Source organism: Bacillus sp. FJAT-18017, assembly GCF_001278805.1.
Taxonomy (GTDB): domain Bacteria; phylum Bacillota; class Bacilli; order Bacillales; family Cytobacillaceae; genus Bacillus_D.
Genome location: NZ_CP012602.1, coordinates 1,580,001 through 1,598,250 on the forward strand (window position 1 = coordinate 1,580,001; position 18,250 = coordinate 1,598,250).

The 18,250-nt window shown below is 45.3% G+C and carries 10 protein-coding genes, 21 tRNA genes and 2 rRNA genes (1 of these 33 running past the window's edge); 31 read left to right on the forward strand and 2 right to left on the reverse strand.

What is annotated here, in order from left to right; all coding sequences use genetic code 11:
- The 25 genes from AM500_RS07125 to AM500_RS07245 all read left to right on the forward strand — a co-directional run.
- A 23S ribosomal RNA gene (locus tag AM500_RS07125) occupies positions 1-2,286 on the forward strand; it begins 648 nt to the left of the window's first position.
- Positions 2,287-2,400: 114 nt separating this feature from the next.
- Positions 2,401-2,517, forward strand: a 5S ribosomal RNA gene (rrf, locus tag AM500_RS07130).
- Positions 2,518-2,522: 5 nt separating this feature from the next.
- A tRNA-Val gene (locus AM500_RS07135) sits at positions 2,523-2,598 on the forward strand.
- A gap of 5 nt (positions 2,599-2,603) precedes the next feature.
- A tRNA-Thr gene (locus AM500_RS07140) sits at positions 2,604-2,676 on the forward strand.
- Between the two features lie 45 nt (positions 2,677-2,721).
- A tRNA-Lys gene (locus tag AM500_RS07145) sits at positions 2,722-2,797 on the forward strand.
- A gap of 9 nt (positions 2,798-2,806) precedes the next feature.
- Positions 2,807-2,888 (forward strand) — tRNA-Leu (locus AM500_RS07150).
- A gap of 10 nt (positions 2,889-2,898) precedes the next feature.
- Positions 2,899-2,973 (forward strand) — tRNA-Gly (locus AM500_RS07155).
- A gap of 8 nt (positions 2,974-2,981) precedes the next feature.
- Positions 2,982-3,067: transfer RNA gene (locus tag AM500_RS07160), tRNA-Leu, on the forward strand.
- Positions 3,068-3,083: 16 nt separating this feature from the next.
- Positions 3,084-3,160, forward strand: a tRNA-Arg gene (locus tag AM500_RS07165).
- A 7-nt stretch (positions 3,161-3,167) separates the two neighbouring features.
- A tRNA-Pro gene (locus AM500_RS07170) sits at positions 3,168-3,244 on the forward strand.
- A gap of 16 nt (positions 3,245-3,260) precedes the next feature.
- A tRNA-Ala gene (locus tag AM500_RS07175) sits at positions 3,261-3,336 on the forward strand.
- A gap of 21 nt (positions 3,337-3,357) precedes the next feature.
- Positions 3,358-3,434 (forward strand) — tRNA-Met (locus tag AM500_RS07180).
- 155 nt (positions 3,435-3,589) lie between these two features.
- Positions 3,590-3,663, forward strand: a tRNA-Ile gene (locus AM500_RS07185).
- 17 nt (positions 3,664-3,680) lie between these two features.
- A tRNA-Ser gene (locus AM500_RS07190) sits at positions 3,681-3,773 on the forward strand.
- Between the two features lie 68 nt (positions 3,774-3,841).
- Positions 3,842-3,915: transfer RNA gene (locus AM500_RS07195), tRNA-Met, on the forward strand.
- Between the two features lie 3 nt (positions 3,916-3,918).
- Positions 3,919-3,995, forward strand: a tRNA-Asp gene (locus tag AM500_RS07200).
- Positions 3,996-4,003: 8 nt separating this feature from the next.
- Positions 4,004-4,079: transfer RNA gene (locus AM500_RS07205), tRNA-Phe, on the forward strand.
- A 16-nt stretch (positions 4,080-4,095) separates the two neighbouring features.
- Positions 4,096-4,171: transfer RNA gene (locus AM500_RS07210), tRNA-His, on the forward strand.
- A 15-nt stretch (positions 4,172-4,186) separates the two neighbouring features.
- Positions 4,187-4,260, forward strand: a tRNA-Gly gene (locus AM500_RS07215).
- A 5-nt stretch (positions 4,261-4,265) separates the two neighbouring features.
- A tRNA-Ile gene (locus tag AM500_RS07220) sits at positions 4,266-4,342 on the forward strand.
- Positions 4,343-4,381: 39 nt separating this feature from the next.
- A tRNA-Asn gene (locus AM500_RS07225) sits at positions 4,382-4,456 on the forward strand.
- Positions 4,457-4,459: 3 nt separating this feature from the next.
- Positions 4,460-4,547 (forward strand) — tRNA-Ser (locus AM500_RS07230).
- Positions 4,548-4,555: 8 nt separating this feature from the next.
- Positions 4,556-4,627 (forward strand) — tRNA-Glu (locus tag AM500_RS07235).
- Positions 4,628-5,639: 1,012 nt separating this feature from the next.
- Positions 5,640-6,785 (forward strand): glucose-1-phosphate adenylyltransferase, encoded by a 1,146-nt coding sequence (locus tag AM500_RS07240; RefSeq protein ID WP_053598615.1) that lies wholly within the window; start codon positions 5,640-5,642, stop codon positions 6,783-6,785.
- A gap of 16 nt (positions 6,786-6,801) precedes the next feature.
- Positions 6,802-7,854, forward strand: coding sequence for a GlgC family sugar phosphate nucleotidyltransferase (locus AM500_RS07245; RefSeq protein WP_053598616.1), 1,053 nt, complete (start codon positions 6,802-6,804; stop codon positions 7,852-7,854).
- A gap of 205 nt (positions 7,855-8,059) precedes the next feature.
- Here AM500_RS07245 and AM500_RS07250 read toward each other — a convergent pair whose 3' ends face one another.
- Positions 8,060-8,809, reverse strand: a complete 750-nt coding sequence (locus AM500_RS07250; protein ID WP_053601653.1) for a TraR/DksA C4-type zinc finger protein — start codon at positions 8,807-8,809, stop codon at positions 8,060-8,062.
- Positions 8,810-9,085: 276 nt separating this feature from the next.
- Positions 9,086-10,021, reverse strand: a complete 936-nt coding sequence (locus AM500_RS07255) for a 1,4-dihydroxy-2-naphthoate polyprenyltransferase (protein ID WP_053598617.1) — start codon at positions 10,019-10,021, stop codon at positions 9,086-9,088.
- A gap of 301 nt (positions 10,022-10,322) precedes the next feature.
- Here AM500_RS07255 and AM500_RS07260 point away from each other — a divergent pair, with 301 nt between their 5' ends.
- The 6 genes from AM500_RS07260 (at position 10,323) to menC (ending at position 18,086) form a co-directional block, all read left to right on the forward strand.
- Entirely contained in the window at positions 10,323-11,735 is a 1,413-nt protein-coding gene (locus AM500_RS07260; RefSeq protein ID WP_331457433.1) for an isochorismate synthase, read from the forward strand.
- Positions 11,732-13,480, forward strand: coding sequence for a 2-succinyl-5-enolpyruvyl-6-hydroxy-3-cyclohexene-1-carboxylic-acid synthase (menD, locus tag AM500_RS07265; RefSeq protein WP_053598619.1), 1,749 nt, complete (start codon positions 11,732-11,734; stop codon positions 13,478-13,480). The genes AM500_RS07260 and menD overlap by 4 nt, the downstream gene beginning before the upstream one ends.
- Positions 13,477-14,286: a 2-succinyl-6-hydroxy-2,4-cyclohexadiene-1-carboxylate synthase gene (gene menH, locus AM500_RS07270; RefSeq protein WP_053598620.1), complete on the forward strand. Its 810-nt coding sequence runs from the start codon at positions 13,477-13,479 to the stop codon at positions 14,284-14,286. The genes menD and menH overlap by 4 nt, the downstream gene beginning before the upstream one ends.
- Before the next feature lie 14 nt (positions 14,287-14,300).
- The gene (menB, locus tag AM500_RS07275; protein WP_053598621.1) at positions 14,301-15,119 is read left to right on the forward strand and encodes a 1,4-dihydroxy-2-naphthoyl-CoA synthase; all 819 of its coding nucleotides are present in this window, start codon (positions 14,301-14,303) and stop codon (positions 15,117-15,119) included.
- Positions 15,120-15,492: 373 nt separating this feature from the next.
- Positions 15,493-16,983, forward strand: coding sequence for an o-succinylbenzoate--CoA ligase (locus AM500_RS07280; RefSeq protein ID WP_053598622.1), 1,491 nt, complete (start codon positions 15,493-15,495; stop codon positions 16,981-16,983).
- Positions 16,980-18,086, forward strand: coding sequence for an o-succinylbenzoate synthase (gene menC / locus AM500_RS07285; RefSeq protein ID WP_053598623.1), 1,107 nt, complete (start codon positions 16,980-16,982; stop codon positions 18,084-18,086). Before AM500_RS07280 ends, menC begins: the two co-directional genes overlap by 4 nt.
- The last annotated feature ends 164 nt before the right edge of the window (positions 18,087-18,250 follow it).

Here is an 18,250-nt window from a genome sequence, read left to right on the forward strand (position 1 = left end):
GTTAAGCTGAAAAAGCGGAGCCGCAGCGAAAGCGAGTCTGAATAGGGCGAATGAGTATGTGGCCGTAGACCCGAAACCAGGTGATCTACCCATGTCCAGGGTGAAGGTAGGGTAACACCTACTGGAGGCCCGAACCCACGCACGTTGAAAAGTGCGGGGATGAGGTGTGGGTAGCGGAGAAATTCCAATCGAACTTGGAGATAGCTGGTTCTCTCCGAAATAGCTTTAGGGCTAGCCTCACGTTGTAAGAGTCTTGGAGGTAGAGCACTGTTTGGACTAGGGGCCCCCATCGGGTTACCGAATTCAGACAAACTCCGAATGCCAAAGACTTATCCGTGGGAGTCAGACTGCGAGTGATAAGATCCGTAGTCAAAAGGGAAACAGCCCAGACCACCAGCTAAGGTCCCAAAGTATACGTTAAGTGGAAAAGGATGTGGAGTTGCTTAGACAACCAGGATGTTGGCTTAGAAGCAGCCATCATTTAAAGAGTGCGTAATAGCTCACTGGTCGAGTGACTCTGCGCCGAAAATGTACCGGGGCTAAACGTATCACCGAAGCTGTGGGTGGACACCTTATGGTGTCCGCGGTAGGAGAGCGTTCCAAGGGCGTCGAAGCAAGACCGGAAGGACTTGTGGAGCGCTTGGAAGTGAGAATGCCGGTATGAGTAGCGAAAGATGGGTGAGAATCCCATCCACCGAATGCCTAAGGTTTCCTGAGGAAGGCTCGTCCGCTCAGGGTTAGTCGGGACCTAAGCCGAGGCCGAAAGGCGTAGGCGATGGACAACAGGTTGATATTCCTGTACCACCTCTTCATCGTTTGAGCAATGGGGGGACGCAGGAGGATAGGGTAAGCGCACTATTGGACATGTGCGTCTAAGCAGTTAGGCTGGGAAGCAGGCAAATCCACTTCCCGTGAAGGCTGAGCTGTGACAGCGAGGGAAATTTAGTACCGAAGTTCCTGATTCCACACTGCCAAGAAAAGCCTCTAGCGAGATGAAAGGTGCCCGTACCGCAAACCGACACAGGTAGGCGAGGAGAGAATCCTAAGGTGAGCGAGAGAACTCTCGTTAAGGAACTCGGCAAAATGACCCCGTAACTTCGGGAGAAGGGGTGCTCTTTAGGGTTCATAGCCCTGAAGAGCCGCAGTGAATAGGCCCAGGCGACTGTTTAGCAAAAACACAGGTCTCTGCGAAGCCGCAAGGCGAAGTATAGGGGCTGACGCCTGCCCGGTGCTGGAAGGTTAAGAGGAGGGGTTAGCTCACGCGAAGCTCTGAATCGAAGCCCCAGTAAACGGCGGCCGTAACTATAACGGTCCTAAGGTAGCGAAATTCCTTGTCGGGTAAGTTCCGACCCGCACGAAAGGCGTAACGATCTGGGCACTGTCTCAACGAGAGACTCGGTGAAATTATAGTACCTGTGAAGATGCAGGTTACCCGCGACAGGACGGAAAGACCCCGTGGAGCTTTACTGCAGCCTGATATTGAATTTTGGTACAGCTTGTACAGGATAGGTAGGAGCCTGAGAAGCCGGAGCGCCAGCTTCGGTGGAGGCGTCGGTGGGATACTACCCTGGCTGTATTGAAATTCTAACCCGCACCCCTTATCGGGGTGGGAGACAGTGTCAGGCAGGCAGTTTGACTGGGGCGGTCGCCTCCTAAAATGTAACGGAGGCGCCCAAAGGTTCCCTCAGAATGGTTGGAAATCATTCGCAGAGTGTAAAGGCACAAGGGAGCTTGACTGCGAGACCTACAAGTCGAGCAGGGACGAAAGTCGGGCTTAGTGATCCGGTGGTTCCGCATGGAAGGGCCATCGCTCAACGGATAAAAGCTACCCCGGGGATAACAGGCTTATCTCCCCCAAGAGTCCACATCGACGGGGAGGTTTGGCACCTCGATGTCGGCTCATCGCATCCTGGGGCTGTAGTCGGTCCCAAGGGTTGGGCTGTTCGCCCATTAAAGCGGTACGCGAGCTGGGTTCAGAACGTCGTGAGACAGTTCGGTCCCTATCCGTCGTGGGCGCAGGAAATTTGAGAGGAGCTGTCCTTAGTACGAGAGGACCGGGATGGACGCACCGCTGGTGTACCAGTTGTCTTGCCAAAGGCATCGCTGGGTAGCTATGTGCGGACGGGATAAGTGCTGAAAGCATCTAAGCATGAAGCCCCCCTCAAGATGAGATTTCCCATTCGCAAGAAGTAAGATCCCTGAAAGATGATCAGGTTGATAGGTCAGAGGTGGAAGCGCGGCGACGTGTGGAGCTGACTGATACTAATAGATCGAGGACTTAACCATATTTGATTACTTGATGTTCTTCTGATTCTTCCTTTACGATTACCCAGTTTTGAGGGAATAAATTTCCCCTTGAAAAAAATCAAAAAGACATTATAATAATATATGTCTTCATTGTCTGGCGACTATGGCGAGAAGGTCACACCCGTTCCCATCCCGAACACGGAAGTTAAGCTTCTCAGCGCCGATGGTAGTTGGGGCGTAAGCCCCTGTGAGAGTAGGACGTTGCCAGGCAAGATGGAGGATTAGCTCAGCTGGGAGAGCATCTGCCTTACAAGCAGAGGGTCGGCGGTTCGATCCCGTCATCCTCCACCATTTATGCCGGTTTAGCTCAATTGGTAGAGCAACTGACTTGTAATCAGTAGGTTGGGGGTTCAAGTCCTCTAGCCGGCACCTTTTCGAGCCGTTACTATTTGTTTTAGAGTAACATTTTGTTTAGAGCCATTAGCTCAGTTGGTAGAGCATCTGACTTTTAATCAGAGGGTCGAAGGTTCGAGTCCTTCATGGCTCACCATTTTAATATGCGGGTGTGGCGGAATTGGCAGACGCACCAGACTTAGGATCTGGCGCCGCGAGGCGTGGGGGTTCGACTCCCTTCACCCGCACTTTATTCACGCGGAAGTAGTTCAGTGGTAGAACACCACCTTGCCAAGGTGGGGGTCGCGGGTTCGAATCCCGTCTTCCGCTCCAAGATATATGCCGGGGTGGCGGAACTGGCAGACGCACAGGACTTAAAATCCTGCGGTAGGTGACTACCGTACCGGTTCGATTCCGGTCCTCGGCATTTCTTTTTTAAATATGCGCCCGTAGCTCAATTGGATAGAGCGTCTGACTACGGATCAGAAGGTTATGGGTTCGACTCCTTTCGGGCGCGCCATCATTATCGGGAAGTAGCTCAGCTTGGTAGAGCACTTGGTTTGGGACCAAGGGGTCGCAGGTTCGAATCCTGTCTTCCCGACCAGCAGAATTTATTTAATGGGGGATTAGCTCAGCTGGGAGAGCGCCTGCCTTGCACGCAGGAGGTCAGCGGTTCGATCCCGCTATCCTCCACCATTAATATTTAATTAAACATATGGCGGTGTAGCTCAGCTGGCTAGAGCGTACGGTTCATACCCGTAAGGTCGGGGGTTCGATCCCCTCCGCCGCTACCATTCTTTACAAGGACCTTTAGCTCAGCTGGTTAGAGCAACGAGCAAGGCTTCATTGATTTAACTGCGAGTTGTACTCATCGAGCTGCTACTTGAATAAGCTTTCTGAGATGAGGACAGACGGTTAAAAGAAGATTACTGGTATTAATTTTAACTATGGACCTTTAGCTCAGCTGGTTAGAGCAGACGGCTCATAACCGTCCGGTCGTAGGTTCGAGTCCTACAAGGTCCACCTGATTTATTATAAATGGAGGAATACCCAAGTCTGGCTGAAGGGATCGGTCTTGAAAACCGACAGGCGGGTTAAACCGCGCGGGGGTTCGAATCCCTCTTCCTCCGCCATTTATTTTTCTGAGTTGGTCAGTCGATGCTTTCTTAGGGCATAGACAAAACTTTATACTTTTTATCGTCGCGGGGTGGAGCAGTCCGGTAGCTCGTCGGGCTCATAACCCGAAGGTCGCAGGTTCAAATCCTGCCCCCGCAATTCGGTCTGGTAGTTCAGTTGGTTAGAATGCCTGCCTGTCACGCAGGAGGTCGCGGGTTCGAGTCCCGTCCAGACCGCCATTTTTTATGGCTCAGTAGCTCAGTCGGTAGAGCAATGGACTGAAAATCCATGTGTCGGCGGTTCGATTCCGTCCTGAGCCACCATTACATTTTGATAATGGCGATTGTGGCGAAGTGGTTAACGCACCTGATTGTGGTTCAGGCATTCGTGGGTTCGATTCCCATCAGTCGCCCCATTCATAACTTAATATGCGGGTGTAGTTTAATGGTAAAACTCCAGCCTTCCAAGCTGATGTCGTGGGTTCGATTCCCATCACCCGCTCCATATGTGGGCCTATAGCTCAGCTGGTTAGAGCGCACGCCTGATAAGCGTGAGGTCGATGGTTCGAGTCCATTTAGGCCCACCATTTTTGTGTGAAAAAATTAAAATTCATGATATTTATTATTCCGCAGTAGCTCAGTGGTAGAGCAATCGGCTGTTAACCGATCGGTCGTAGGTTCGAGTCCTACCTGCGGAGCCATTTGGGGAAGTACTCAAGAGGCTGAAGAGGCGCCCCTGCTAAGGGTGTAGGTCGGGTAACCGGCGCGAGGGTTCAAATCCCTCCTTCTCCGTTCCTTATGGCCCCTTGGTCAAGCGGTTAAGACACCGCCCTTTCACGGCGGTAACACGGGTTCGAATCCCGTAGGGGTCATCCTGAAAAGGCTGCAGACATTTTGTCTGCAGCCTTTTTTCTATATTTAAGAAGCTTTTTTGCGACTGAGGATAACCTTTTTATCCTCATTTCTACGTCTAGCTCCACAAAGGAATGCTTCCCTCGACATTGCACAGCATGAAATTAAACGTACAAAAACTTCAGACCTTCTCCATGTGATAAAGTCATTCACGAAAGCGCTTAGTGCTCCTGCGCTAAAGCGATTCTTGGATAACATATCTTCAGCTCGTCGCAAAGCCCGCGAAGCTTTATGAAGATGCTGCTTCATTGAGTGATGCAGGGTAATTGCTTTCGCATTTTAATTACTCCCCACAACTTGCCTGATGCGAGAAAAAGACGACGCACCAGGAAAAGCTGCGCAAACTTCACTTTAACAAAACTCCTGTTTCTTCTCTTAAATAAGTCTCTTATTTTCAGAAATTTTTTAAAAAATTTTAACAAATAGGATTAGTTTCTATTAAATTTGGGTATCTAATTAAAATCTAATAGTATTGTCCCCCTGGTTTACCTGGATACTTCTTGCTCGTTAAACCCAGTCCTTATGTAGGTTACATACCTTTTCCCCGTTTGGCAGTCATTAAGTTGCCATATTTCGTTCGACATATCAAAGGGAAATTTGTCTGTTAGTGGTATAAAGTTTATCATTTAATCCGCTTTAGGGTTGGATTGATAGACTTTTTAAAGGTTTATCACCTTTTTTGTCAAAATAGAACGGATTTTTTTTAAAGGGATATTGGTTAAACAAACGAATTATAGAGCGGAATAGGAATATTCTTTTCAAAGGGGAAAAGAGTATCACAACAAAAACGGTGAAACTTGAAAAATAGTTTAGGCCCTAGCATTTCGCCTATCGTAAGTTGTGGGGTATGGGGGATTAACGGTTCCAATCTTTAAAAATCCGGGCGGCCAGAAAAAAGCCTTTTGAGGTGTAGGGGATACCTCAGATTCAGGCTTTATTTATTAATGTCCGGATTAAGAGAGGAGCGGCTGGATGGAGAAGAAAAAATGTGTGGCAATGCTTCTGGCTGGAGGCCAGGGAACAAGGCTAAAGCAATTGACTGAGACCATAGCAAAGCCTGCAGTCCCTTTTGGAGGCAAATATAGAATTATTGATTTTACCTTAAGTAATTGTACTAATTCTGGTATTGATACCGTAGGGGTTCTTACCCAATACCAACCTATGCTTTTAAATTCTTATATTGGAATTGGAAGTGCATGGGACCTCGATAGAACGGATGGCGGGGTTACTGTATTGCCTCCATTTAGCGAATCTGCGGATGTTAAATGGTACACAGGAACTGCATGTGCTGTTTATCAAAATCTCAATTATTTAAGGCAGTATGACCCGGAATATGTACTGATTCTTTCCGGCGACCACATTTATAAGATGAACTATGAAGATATGCTGCAATACCATATTGCAAGAAACGCCGATGTAACCATATCTGTAGTTGAAGTTCCAAGAGCAGAGGCAAGCCGGTTCGGAATTATGAATACCGGGTCAGATATGCAGGTTCTAGAATTTGAAGAGAAGCCTGAAAATCCAAAAAGCACTCTAGCATCCATGGGCATTTATATTTTTAACTGGGAAGTCCTTAAAAATTCCCTGGAGTCGGATTATAGTAATCCAAACTCGAGCCATGACTTTGGCAAGGATATAATCCCTAGCCTGGTTAAGGGGCAGGAACAGGTATATGCCTATCCTTTTAGCGGCTATTGGAAGGATGTAGGCACAGTCGAGAGCCTATGGGAAGCGAATATGGATCTTCTTGATGAAAATTGCCCGCTTGATTTATTTGATCATGGCTGGAGAATCTATTCTGTTAATCCAAATCAGCCTCCGCAGTTCATATCTAGTGATGCTACTATTATGGAATCTCTAATAAATGAGGGTTGTACGATAGAAGGAGATATTGTTCGGTCCGTAGTTTTTCAAGGAGTCAGTGTTGGTAATGGCGCCTATATAAAGGACTCAGTCATCATGCCGGAAGCCATCATCGGCAAGAACACCTCCATAGAGCGTGCAATTGTTCCTGCGAATATGAAGGTTCCAGATGGCATGGTGATTTGCCCCGAACCCGGGAAAATAGTATTAGTTGATGAAAAATTATGTCAGGAATACAACTTGGCTAAATGAAAAAGGAGGGACAGGAATGTTAAAACAGCTATTAGGTGTAATTGATGCTGCTGCTAACCACGAAGATCTGCAGGAATTGTTGCTGCACAGGCCAGTCGCTGCCCTGCCTTTTGCCGGAAGATACCGACTTATTGATTTTGCCCTGTCAAGTATGGTGAACTCGGGTATAGGAAGTGTTGCAGTCTTTCCTAGAGGAAGCTACCGCTCACTTATGGATCATCTGGGATCCGGAAAGAATTGGGATCTAAATCGAAAAAGGGATGGATTATTCTTTTTTCCTCCTATGGAGGTAAAGGATAATGATTTCAGAGGAACGGGATGCTTTGCACATTTTGCAGAAAATCTCGACTTCTTCTATAGGAGTACACAGGAATATACGTTAGTATCAAATTCCTACACAGTAATCAATGATGACTTAAGGACAATGCTAGATACGCACCAGAAATATGGGTGTGACATCACTGAGGTTTATAAAAATGGAAAAGCTTTAAATATTTACTTGTTGAAAACATCACTCTTAATTGATTTAATCGAGAACAGAGAAGATACAGGATATAGAAGTCTTGATGATGTAATTGACGATTTTTCGAGCCCTTATACTAGCTGCAGGTTTGAATATAAAGGCTACGCAGAACAAGTAGATTCCATAAAAAGCTATTACAAGATTAGTATGGATTTGCTTAACCCAACTGTCTGGCATACTCTTTTTAAGAAAGAACAGCCGGTATTCACCAAGGTTAAGGATGAGCCACCTTCCCATTATTATAAAGGTTCTAGTGTTAAGAGGGCCCTTTTGGCTAACGGCTGCAAGGTAAGGGGAGAGGTGGAAAATAGTATAATCTCCAGAGGAGTAAGCATAGGACAGGAAGCGATTATTCGAAATAGTATTATTATGCAGAAGAGCCAAATCGGCGAAAATTGTATCCTTGAGTCGGTGATCCTGGATAAGGATGTTAAAGTTGAACCTGGAACAATTCTTATTGGAAGTCCGCAGAATCCTATCGTTATAGGAAAAGGTTCAGTTGTCCAGCCGACTGCTGCAAAAGCTAGCTCTCTTTTGGCTTTGTAGAATCTCAAAAACAGCCTTCCCACTTACGGGGAGGCTGTTTTTTTAATGTCTAGCTTCAGTGCCTATCGCCTATCAAACTTCAGGCCTCCTCGCTACGATAAGTCATCATCGAATCGCTAGCGCTCTTCGTGATTCCTTTATCTCAGTCGAAGTCCCTCCATTTTGTACGGCGATGATCAAGGCACTTACGCTTTGCTATTTATAATCAATCCTCTTCCAAATAGCTATCTTTACGCTTATACGGGACATCTCCCATTTGTGATTCTATTCCTTTTCGATCAAGGGTTTCTTCAAGGTTTTCCAGCTTTTGTACCTTACTGAACTGGCGGTTTCCACCTTCGATATCGTTCGAAACTATTTCCTCGATATCCTCCGCTTGGGCTTCTTCATTAACTCCTTTATTATATAAGTCATTGTAGTTGTCATAATCCCCAACCATATCCTGTGGGCCATCCGCTGTTCCATAGCGGGCAACCTCTTCGAAACTGTCATTCGTATCAATAACTCCGCCCTCGCTTCTGCCTCGGAATGAATTAGGAATGGACGGCGTTAGGACATCCTCTTCTACCGGCCGGTCGGTAGCAGGAACCTTTTCAGGAGTATGTTCAACGCAATATAGCGTTGAAGGGAGTGCTTCAAGCCTCTCAAAAGGAATTTCCTTTTCACACTCACGGCAGATTCCATATGTTCCATCTTCCATAGCGGCTAATGCTTCTTTTACTTTTTCCAACTCGCTTCCCGCATGACCCTCAAGGGCATAGTCTTTCTCTCTTTCATACAGTTCTGTCCCCAAGTCAGCAGGATGATTGTCAAGTGAAGATAACTCCCCAACCGTTTCGGTTTCTGCATCTTTCCGGTCAGTATAACCGTCTTCCATTTTCAACTGGGTCTCCAGATTTGTTTCTTCCTCTTTTAATAAATATTTCAATGTATTTAACTGATTTGTCGTTAACATAAATTCCACATCCGTTTCGTTGCGTTTTACTCTTCCTGTAGTATTTTTGATACCCTTCCGGATTGTAATGAAAACATAAACCCGCTTTGGGGTTTCAATACGGACTGAGGGTTTCAGCCGATATAAAGGCATCAGGAGGAGCGAAAGCCCAATCGTATGTAGTGAGTAGACCTATCGCAAAACGGCGGCACATTCTCAAAACAACTTTCCCAAAGTGGCGCATTGCAATAGGAAATGCAAAAAGCCCCTGCATATGCAGGAGCTTTGATAAACTTATTAAATGAAGTGGCCAATGAATAAACCAATGGCAAGCAAGAAACCAAAAATTGTATTGGTTTGTGCCGTTGCTTTCATTGCTGGCATCATTTCAATAGGGGTTCTGCCGGCTTTGAATCCCTTTACTGCCAGAATAGGCTTTGGCAAACTTAGAACGACAATAGCAGCCCAAGGTGAAATAATTTGTAATACAATTAGTACCGCGACAATTATATAAGCAGCTGTAAACATTCCGGCAAGGAATCGAATCGCATTGACCCTGCCAAGTAGAATCGCGAGTGTTTTCCTTCCAAATTCCTTATCTCCGTCCAAATCCCGGATATTATTCGAAAGCAGGATTGCTCCAACAAGAATAGATACAGGAATCGAAACCAAAATACTTACACCCGTAACATAACCTGTCTGAATAAAGAATGAAATTAAAATGATTAAACAACCCATGAAGAAGCCGGCAAATAGTTCCCCGAATGGTGTATAGGCGATAGGCTTTGGACCACCCGTGTAAAGATAGCCGAACAGCATGGAAATACTCCCTATTACTGCAATCCACCAACTGCTTTCCATGCAAATGTAGATACCCAGCAAGACGGATATGCCGTATAAAAGCAGAGCCAGTTGCATGACTGTCGCTGGTTTTATACCATCTCTGACTATGGCACCGCCAATACCAATAGAATGTTCGTTGTCTAGTCCGCGTTTAAAGTCATAGTATTCATTAAACATATTTGTAGCCGCCTGGATCAAAAGGCAGGCGAGCAGCATTGCACCAAACAGAAGACCATTTATTTTTCCTTCTTCAAGTGCGAGGACAGTACCCAAAAAAACTGGGACAAATGCAGCAGTCAAGGTATGGGGGCGTGTTAGCTGCCACCATGCGTGAAAACCGCGATTGGATTCTGGGATATGGGGTGTGCCTGTCTGTAATTGTGTCTGCATGCATTACACTCCCTGATGTAGTAGTATAGCAATGAATTCTTATATGCCACATTTAAGTGTATGAAATTTAAGGAAAGGTGTCAATTACTTTTTCCTGCCAGCTTCCAGTCAGTTTACCGGATTTACCCTTGTGGAAAATTAGGAATGTAGCTTAATCGAGGTTTGTGACAGAATAGGATATAATATAGGAAAAAACATGGTGACTGTGACTACTGTTATTGACACTCCCGCAATTTGAGTAGTATTTTTAAATAGGTTTTAAACTGAATGGGGACAGTGGTTTGCGCTGTTTGGAGGGATAATGTTGGTTACCATCCACGATACAGAGTTAAAGGAAGGCATCCTTCAAGGAATAATTAGAGCAAAGGAATTAGGCAGGCCTGTGCTGGTAAGTGAGGTTAGCAAGGTTGGAGCTATGGATCCTTTGTTGTTTTTTGCCAGTGGAAAAGAAGAGTTCCTGGGGGAACGTTTTTTTTGGAAAAGTCCAGGAGAGGAAATTACTATAGCCGGACTTGGAATTGCCGCGCAATTGAGTGTTGATTCCGATAATGGCCGGTTTACGATTATTAATAAACAATGGGATAGGTTTATAAAGGATAGCATCGTAATGAACAGCTATTCTTCTGAGGCTATTGGGCCTCTAATGTTTGGCGGGTTTGCATTTGACCCACAAAAGCCAAGAACAGCGTTATGGTCAAAATACCAGGATGCTTTGTTTCACATTCCCCGCTTTATGGTTTCTGTTTTGAAGGGGGATGTATATTTAACTACAAACATCATGTGTACGAAGTATGATGGAATATCACTTTTCACTAAGGTTTCCTCTGAGAGGGAGGCCCTATTAAATAAAGCAATTAAGGGTTCAGAGGGTGAAAAATCTTCCCTTGTCCGAGTTGAAGAAATTGGCGCTGCTGAATGGAAGCAGACCGTAAAAAATTTAGTAGAAGATTTAAATAATGGCGGACCGCTTAAGAAGGTGGTTCTGGCAAGGGAGCTTCGTCTTTATTTTGATGGCGTGATTGACTCGGTTAAAATTCTTGGCAAGCTGAAGGAACAGCAAAAAACTAGTTTTGTGTTCTCTTTTGAATCTGCGGGAGATAGCTTTATCGGTGCTTCACCAGAACGTCTCGTAAAGAAGGCAGGAATGAAAGTCCAATCAGCCTGCCTTGCCGGCTCGATTCCAAGAGGTGGGACGGATGTTGAAGATAAGAAATTGGGTGACCTGTTGCTGTCGGACGAAAAAAACCTTTCGGAGCATCAGTATGTAGTTGATATGATACGGGAGGCATTGGAGGAGACCTGCGAATCGGTTTTCATTCCAGAAAAGCCCCAACTAATGAAGATAAGGGATATACAGCACTTATATACACCTGCAGAAGGAATTGCTAAGGAAAAGACAAGCCTGCTTCAACTGGTTGACAGACTTCATCCAACTCCTGCTTTAGGCGGGCTTCCAAAAGAATTGGCAGTAGAAAAGATCCGTGAGATGGAGAATCTTGATCGTGGTTTGTATGCTGCACCGGTTGGGTGGCTGGATTATTCCGGGAATGGTGAATTTGCTGTGGCAATTCGGTCAGGTCTAATTCAGGGAAACGAAGCATCCCTGTTTGCAGGCTGTGGTGTAGTTGCAAATTCAGATGCAGATAGTGAATACCTGGAAACAGGCCTTAAATTCAGGCCGATGCTTTCAGCCCTTGGAGGAGTACAGGAATGAATCATCAAGAATCATTAACATCCTATTTGGCTGCATTCGTAGCTGAACTTGTTAAAACTGGTATAAAGGAAGTTGTCATTAGCCCTGGTTCGCGCTCTACACCAATGGCATTGGTTATGGCAGAACATCCGGAGCTAAAAATTCATATTCATGTCGATGAACGCTCTGCCGCATTTTTCGCTCTTGGTCTGGCAAAGGGAAGCGGTAAGCCTGTTGCTATTCTTTGTACATCCGGTACGGCAGCGGCAAATTATTTCCCGGCTATCGTTGAGGCCAAGTATTCCCGTATTCCTCTGCTAGTATTGACTGCGGATAGGCCGCATGAATTAAGAGACGTTGGTGCTCCTCAGGCGATTGACCAAATTGATTTATATGGCAAGCATGTTAAGTGGTTTTCGGAAATGGCACTGCCTGAGGAAGGCTCTGATATGATCAGATACGCCCGGACCGTTTGCGCCAGGGCTGTTTCAAAGGCAACGGAATTACCAGCTGGGCCAGTTCATCTTAACTTCCCATTCCGTGAACCGCTTATACCAAAGCTGGATAAAGAGCAGCTATTTGAAATGCTGGAAAGGCCGCAAAAGTATGTTTCAATTAGCCGCGGCAGACTTGAACTATCGGAGGAAGAATACAAGGAGATTGCCCTTGTTTTAAACAGTAATAAAAAAGGAATCATTGTATGCGGCCACCTCGAGGCAGGCAGTTTAAAAACGAGGATAGAGAGTCTGTCCAGAAAGACAGGCTACCCAATTCTTGCCGACCCTCTTTCACAGCTTAGAAGCAGCAAAGTAAGCCGGGAATTGCTTATTGATACATATGATGCATTCCTCCGTTTACCTGAAGCAAAATCTTTGCTAAAGCCAGAAGTTGTGATTCGTTTTGGTGCGATGCCAGTCTCCAAAGCATTGACAACTTTCCTTCGGGAAAACCATAGTGCCCGCCAATTTGTTATTGATGGCGGTGATGGATGGCGTGATCCTCACTCATTATCAACCGAAATGATTTACTGTGATGAAGAACTTTTTTGTGAAGGCCTACTTCCGTTTGTAGAATCAAATTATGATAGTTTGTACATGAATGAGTGGTCTGATGTAAATCACTTGTCAAAAGAAACGATGATTTCCGAATTAAACCGTGATGCGCTTACAGAAAGCATTGTTTACAATCAACTGCAGGAGCTTCTTCCCGAAGGAGCCAGCATCTTTGTCGGAAATAGTATGCCCATTAGGGACTTGGACAGCTTCTTTTGGCTGAACGATAAAAATATTCGAGTCCTGGCCAATCGTGGGGCTAACGGGATCGATGGGATTATCTCCAGTGCGCTCGGAGCATCTGTCCATGCAAAGCCGATGTATCTTGTACTTGGCGATTTAACATTTTATCATGATATGAACGGACTCCTCCCCGCAAAGTTATATGGGCTCGATATCACAATTATTATCATCAATAATAATGGAGGAGGAATTTTCTCTTTCCTTCCGCAGTCGAATGAAAAGAAGAACTTTGAGTTACTATTTGGAACACCAACCGGGCTTGATTTTTCCCATGCAGCCGCTTTATATGGCGGAGCATTCACCCGTGTCGAAACCCTGGTCGATTTTAAGAATGCAATAATGAAGGCCAGAGAAGTTCATGGCTTAAAAATTATTGAAGTTATGAGTGATAGAGAAACAAATACTGCTGACCATCGAAGAATCTGGAATTCGGTTTCCCAGGAAATAAAAAAGCTGGTTGACTTATCATGAATGCCGGAATTAATGGGTTGGACTACCATATTGAAATAACCGGAGAGGGGTCTCCGCTCTTGCTGCTCCATGGGTTTACCGGGAGCAGCGGAACATGGCAGCCCTTCTTCGAAAAATGGGGAGCCCACTCAACCCTTATTTGTCCGGATTTACCTGGTCATGGCAGAACCACGCCAATTCCTGAGCCTGAACGGCTTTCCATGGAAAATACGGTCGAGGACCTTAAGTGTATTTTGGATTATTTCAAGATTGAAAAGGCAGACATCCTCGGCTATTCAATGGGTGGAAGAGTGGCGCTTGCTTTTGCACTTACCTTCCCTGAAAGAGTTCGGAATCTTATTTTGGAAAGCTCGTCTCCAGGGCTGGAAAATTCCGATGATCGAAAGTCAAGGCGCATGAAAGACAACCAACTTGCCAACTTTATAAAGGAGCATGGCATCGAGGAGTTTGTCGATTATTGGGAAAACATCCCCCTATTCTCCTCGCTTCAGTCTTTACCTAACGGAATTACTTCCAGGGTAAGGAAGGAACGTTTGAGAAACAGCCCTGAAGGCCTTGCAAACTCATTGATTGGCATTGGGACTGGTATCCAGCCTTCTTATTGGAAAAGGCTTGGAGAACTTGATTGCAGGACTTTGCTCATCGCAGGCAGCAAAGATGAAAAGTATTGCAAAATTGCTAAAGAAATGGCAGCGAGGATAAAAAATTGCAGAATTGAATTGGTTTATGAGGCTGGACATGCAATTCATGTGGAACAATCGGAAAAGTTTGGTACAATAGTAAGTGGGTTTTTGACAAATACATAGAGGAGGTTATCCATTTGGCAGTAGAATGGGTGGCAGAGCGCCAATACGACGAAATTCTATACGAAACATATAATGGTATTGCAAAAGTAACCATCAACCGTCCGCATGTACATAATGCGTTTACTCCAAAAACGGTAACGGAAATGATTGATGCCTTTGCTTATGCAAGGGATGATTCCAAGATTGGTGTAATTATTCTTACTGGTGCAGGAGATAAGGCTTTCTGTTCCGGCGGTGACCAAAAAGTAAGAGGCCATGGCGGCTATGTTGGGTCTGATGAGATTCCGCGCCTGAACGTACTTGACCTTCAGCGTTTAATCCGTGTCATACCAAAGCCGGTTATCTCAATGGTAAAAGGCTATGCGATCGGTGGCGGGCATGTTCTTCACGTTGTCAGCGATTTAACCATTGCCGCAGATAACGCAATCTTTGGACAAACTGGCCCGAAAGTCGGCAGCTTTGATGCGGGCTATGGCTCAGGTTATCTTGCTAGAATCGTTGGCCATAAAAAGGCCCGTGAAATCTGGTACCTTTGCCGCCAGTACAATGCCCAGGAAGCTCTTGACATGGGCCTTGTCAACAAAGTTGTACCACTTGATCAAGTTGAAGAGGAAACAATCCAATGGTGTGAGGAAATCCTTGAGAAGAGCCCAACTGCCATTCGTTTCCTAAAAGCCGCGATGAATGCAGATACAGACGGACTTGCCGGTCTTCAGCAGTTTGCCGGAGATGCAACACTTCTTTATTACACAACCGATGAAGCAAAAGAAGGCCGCGATGCATTTAAGGAAAAACGCAAGCCAGACTTCGGCCAATTCCCAAGATTTCCATAAGAAAAGCGGAAGCTCCCGTTTAGCGCCGTATGGCCTCCTCGAAAAGACTACCGCCTTTTCTTCGTGCGATGCTAATGCTTCCGAAGCATTCCTTGTGGAGGGCCTGGACATGAGATAAAGGAAACACGAAGAGCGCAAGCGATTCGATGTTGACTTATCGTAGTGAGGGGACCGAAGGACACTAGGCGTTGGGAGCTGCAGCTGGACAAAAGAAAAGCGGAAGCTCCTTTTGTTGGAGCTAGTTATACAGGTGCGTTTAAATGTAATTCACAGCTTGATGGAAATCCCATCAAGCTGTTTTCCTATTTGTATGAATACGATAACTCAGTTCCGGGACAATACACGGGATAGAGCGTTAAAGAAGGTGTACATCATGACTATGAGAATGCCGCATTTTTTGAAAAAAAGAGCCTTCCTTACTCCGGATCGCCCGGCATTATTATTTAATAATCAGCTGTTAACATTTAAAGAACTATATGAGAAAAGTCTGTCACTTGCTGCCAAGTTAACTTCAGCAGGTGTTGATTCCAGCACATTTACTGGGGTTCTAATAAAAAACAATCTTGAATCAGCCATCCTTCTATATGCGTTACAGTTATGCGGGGCACCTGCTGTGATGCTAAACAACAGATTAACTGCTGCTGAAATTGCCTGGCAGCTCCAGGATGCAAATGTCAGCATCCTCATAAGTGAACCATCACTAACTTCTTTAGCTAACGAGGCAGCATCAAGCCATGAATCCGTTACGACCTTAACCTTCACTGAACTTTCCTCCATAAAGCCCGCTAATTGGATTCCATCAGATGAGGTGTCCCTTGAAGACATTTGCACTGTCATGTATACATCGGGTACAACCGGACATCCAAAGGGGGTTTTACAAACCTATGGAAATCATTGGTGGAGTGCCTCGGGTTCAGCACTTAATCTAGGTATGACCGAACACGATACTTGGCTCTGCACAGTACCGCTCTTTCATATAAGCGGCTACTCGATTCTTATAAGAGGAATTGTTTATGGCAATCTTGTCATCTTACATGAACATTTTGACCCAAAGCATGTGGTCAAAGATATTATAGAGAAAAAAGTCTCGTATATGAGTATTGTCGGAACAGCTTTAAATCGCGTGTTGGATGAACTGGGTAACAGGAGTCTTCCGGAAACATTTCGGTGTATGCTGCTCGGGGGCGGACCAGCCCCGCTTCCGCTACTTGAAGCATGCCTCCGGCGGAATGTCCCTGTTTTCCAAACGTATGGCATGACGGAGACTGCATCTCAATCGGCTACGCTTGCTGCTGAGTATAGTTTGTCTAAATTAGGTTCAGCAGGGAAGCCGCTATTCCCGGTTTCTATCAAGATTCAGCTCGAAGATGGAAACGAGGCACCAGCCGGGGGGGAGGGAGAAATCCTTGTTAAAGGTCCTAATGTTACGCCTGGGTATTTGAACCGGCCGGAGGCTACAGCGGAAAAGATTGTGGATGGCTGGTTCCATACAGGTGATATTGGCAAGTTGGATGAGGAAGGTTTCTTGTATGTAATTGACAGGAGATCTGATTTAATCATTTCGGGCGGGGAAAACATTTATCCAGCAGAAGTCGAAAGTGTACTCGTTTCTCATCCATATGTTTGGGACGCAGGGGTAGCAGGGATTTCCCACTCCGAATGGGGACAGGTTCCTGTTGCATTCTTGATTTTAATGGATGGCCATTCACTTACTGAAGAGGAATTACGGTCTTATTGTCTTTCCAGGCTAGCTAAATATAAAGTCCCTCGGAGTTTTTATTTTGTAAAAGAGCTTCCAAGAAACGCATCCAACAAGCTTCTGCGTAGAAACCTAATTAGCCTTATCGGGGGAGACCTTATATGAATCTCCATTCAATCAAGTTATCAGTTATTTCCATGCCATTAAAACATCCCTTTCATACACATCTGGAAACAGTTAGCGTCAGGGAAGGGATACTGGTTGAGGTTTGTGATAAAGAAGGATTAGAAGGATATGGTGAAGGAGTGGCCTTCTCATCACCTTGGTACACGGAAGAGACTGTTGCGAGTAGCTTTTCGGTTATCAGATCTTCTTTAATCCCTCTGCTTCAAAAAAATGCAATAAGACATCCTAATGAAGTATTTGAGGTATTTAGTGCAGTCCGACGAAATCATATGGCAAAGTCGGCTGTTGAAATGGCTTTGTGGGACTTGTTTTCGAAGGAAAAAGGGAAGCCCCTTTCACGGTCCATAGGAAGCGAAAAACAACACATACCTTCAGGGGTTGTCGTTGCTGCGAGGAACGAAGCCGAGGCACTCGAACAAACCGCGCGTTATGTGGAAGAGGGCTATCAGCGAATCAAGGTGAAAATAGGCCCTTCCAATGATTATTCGTTGCTATCAGCAATTAGGAGGGACTTTCCTGAATTGCCAATCATGGCAGATGCCAATTCTGCTTATACTCTTAAAGATGCAGATAAACTGAAGGCCCTTGATGATTTAGGCTTACTTATGATAGAACAGCCACTAGCTTACGATGACTTTATTGAGCATGCGAAGCTTCAGAAGATGATTTCTACACCAATATGCCTGGATGAGAGTATTTCTTCGTATTCAGATGTTGTCCTCGCCTTAGAAATGGGCAGCTGCAAAATATTAACGATAAAGGCAGGCAAAGTCGGTGGTCTCCGTGAGGCAATCCGAATCCATGATTATTGCAAAAGTAGGGGCATTCAAGTTTGGTGTGGAGGAATGATCGAGTTTGGGGTGTCCCGGGCACATAACGTAGCTCTTGCATCCCTGCCTGGCTTTACTATCCCGGGTGATATTTCATCCTCGTCCCGCTTTTGGGAAGAGGATATCATTACACCGGAAATAACGGTTAAGGACGGCTGGATATCGATACCAGAGGGAGACGGGATAGGATTTGAGCTTAATCGGAAACGGCTTTCTAAAATCACTGTCCATACGGAAACCTTTACCCTTTAATTTATAATATCTTAGAAAAAGAAGCTGCACAGACAGCTTCTTTTTTTTGCCTACTACTAAGGGAGTATTTGGCTCAAAATGATAGGCTATCTGTAGTATTTTTACTATATTTATAGATTGGAAGCAGGAATTCCACCGAATATTCAGAATATAATTACCTATGG

Bases quoted from the DNA above. Each gene is read 5' to 3' on its own strand.
- AM500_RS07240 (WP_053598615.1), top strand. From the start codon at position 5,640: ATGGAGAAGAAAAAATGTGTGGCAATGCTTCTGGCTGGAGGCCAGGGA.
- AM500_RS07245 (WP_053598616.1), top strand. From the start codon at position 6,802: ATGTTAAAACAGCTATTAGGTGTAATTGATGCTGCTGCTAACCACGAA.
- AM500_RS07250 (WP_053601653.1), bottom strand. From the start codon at position 8,809: ATGTTAACGACAAATCAGTTAAATACATTGAAATATTTATTAAAAGAG.
- AM500_RS07255 (WP_053598617.1), bottom strand. From the start codon at position 10,021: ATGCAGACACAATTACAGACAGGCACACCCCATATCCCAGAATCCAAT.
- AM500_RS07260 (WP_331457433.1), top strand. From the start codon at position 10,323: ATGTTGGTTACCATCCACGATACAGAGTTAAAGGAAGGCATCCTTCAA.
- menD (WP_053598619.1), top strand. From the start codon at position 11,732: ATGAATCATCAAGAATCATTAACATCCTATTTGGCTGCATTCGTAGCT.
- menH (WP_053598620.1), top strand. From the start codon at position 13,477: ATGAATGCCGGAATTAATGGGTTGGACTACCATATTGAAATAACCGGA.
- AM500_RS07280 (WP_053598622.1), top strand. From the start codon at position 15,493: ATGACTATGAGAATGCCGCATTTTTTGAAAAAAAGAGCCTTCCTTACT.
- menC (WP_053598623.1), top strand. From the start codon at position 16,980: ATGAATCTCCATTCAATCAAGTTATCAGTTATTTCCATGCCATTAAAA.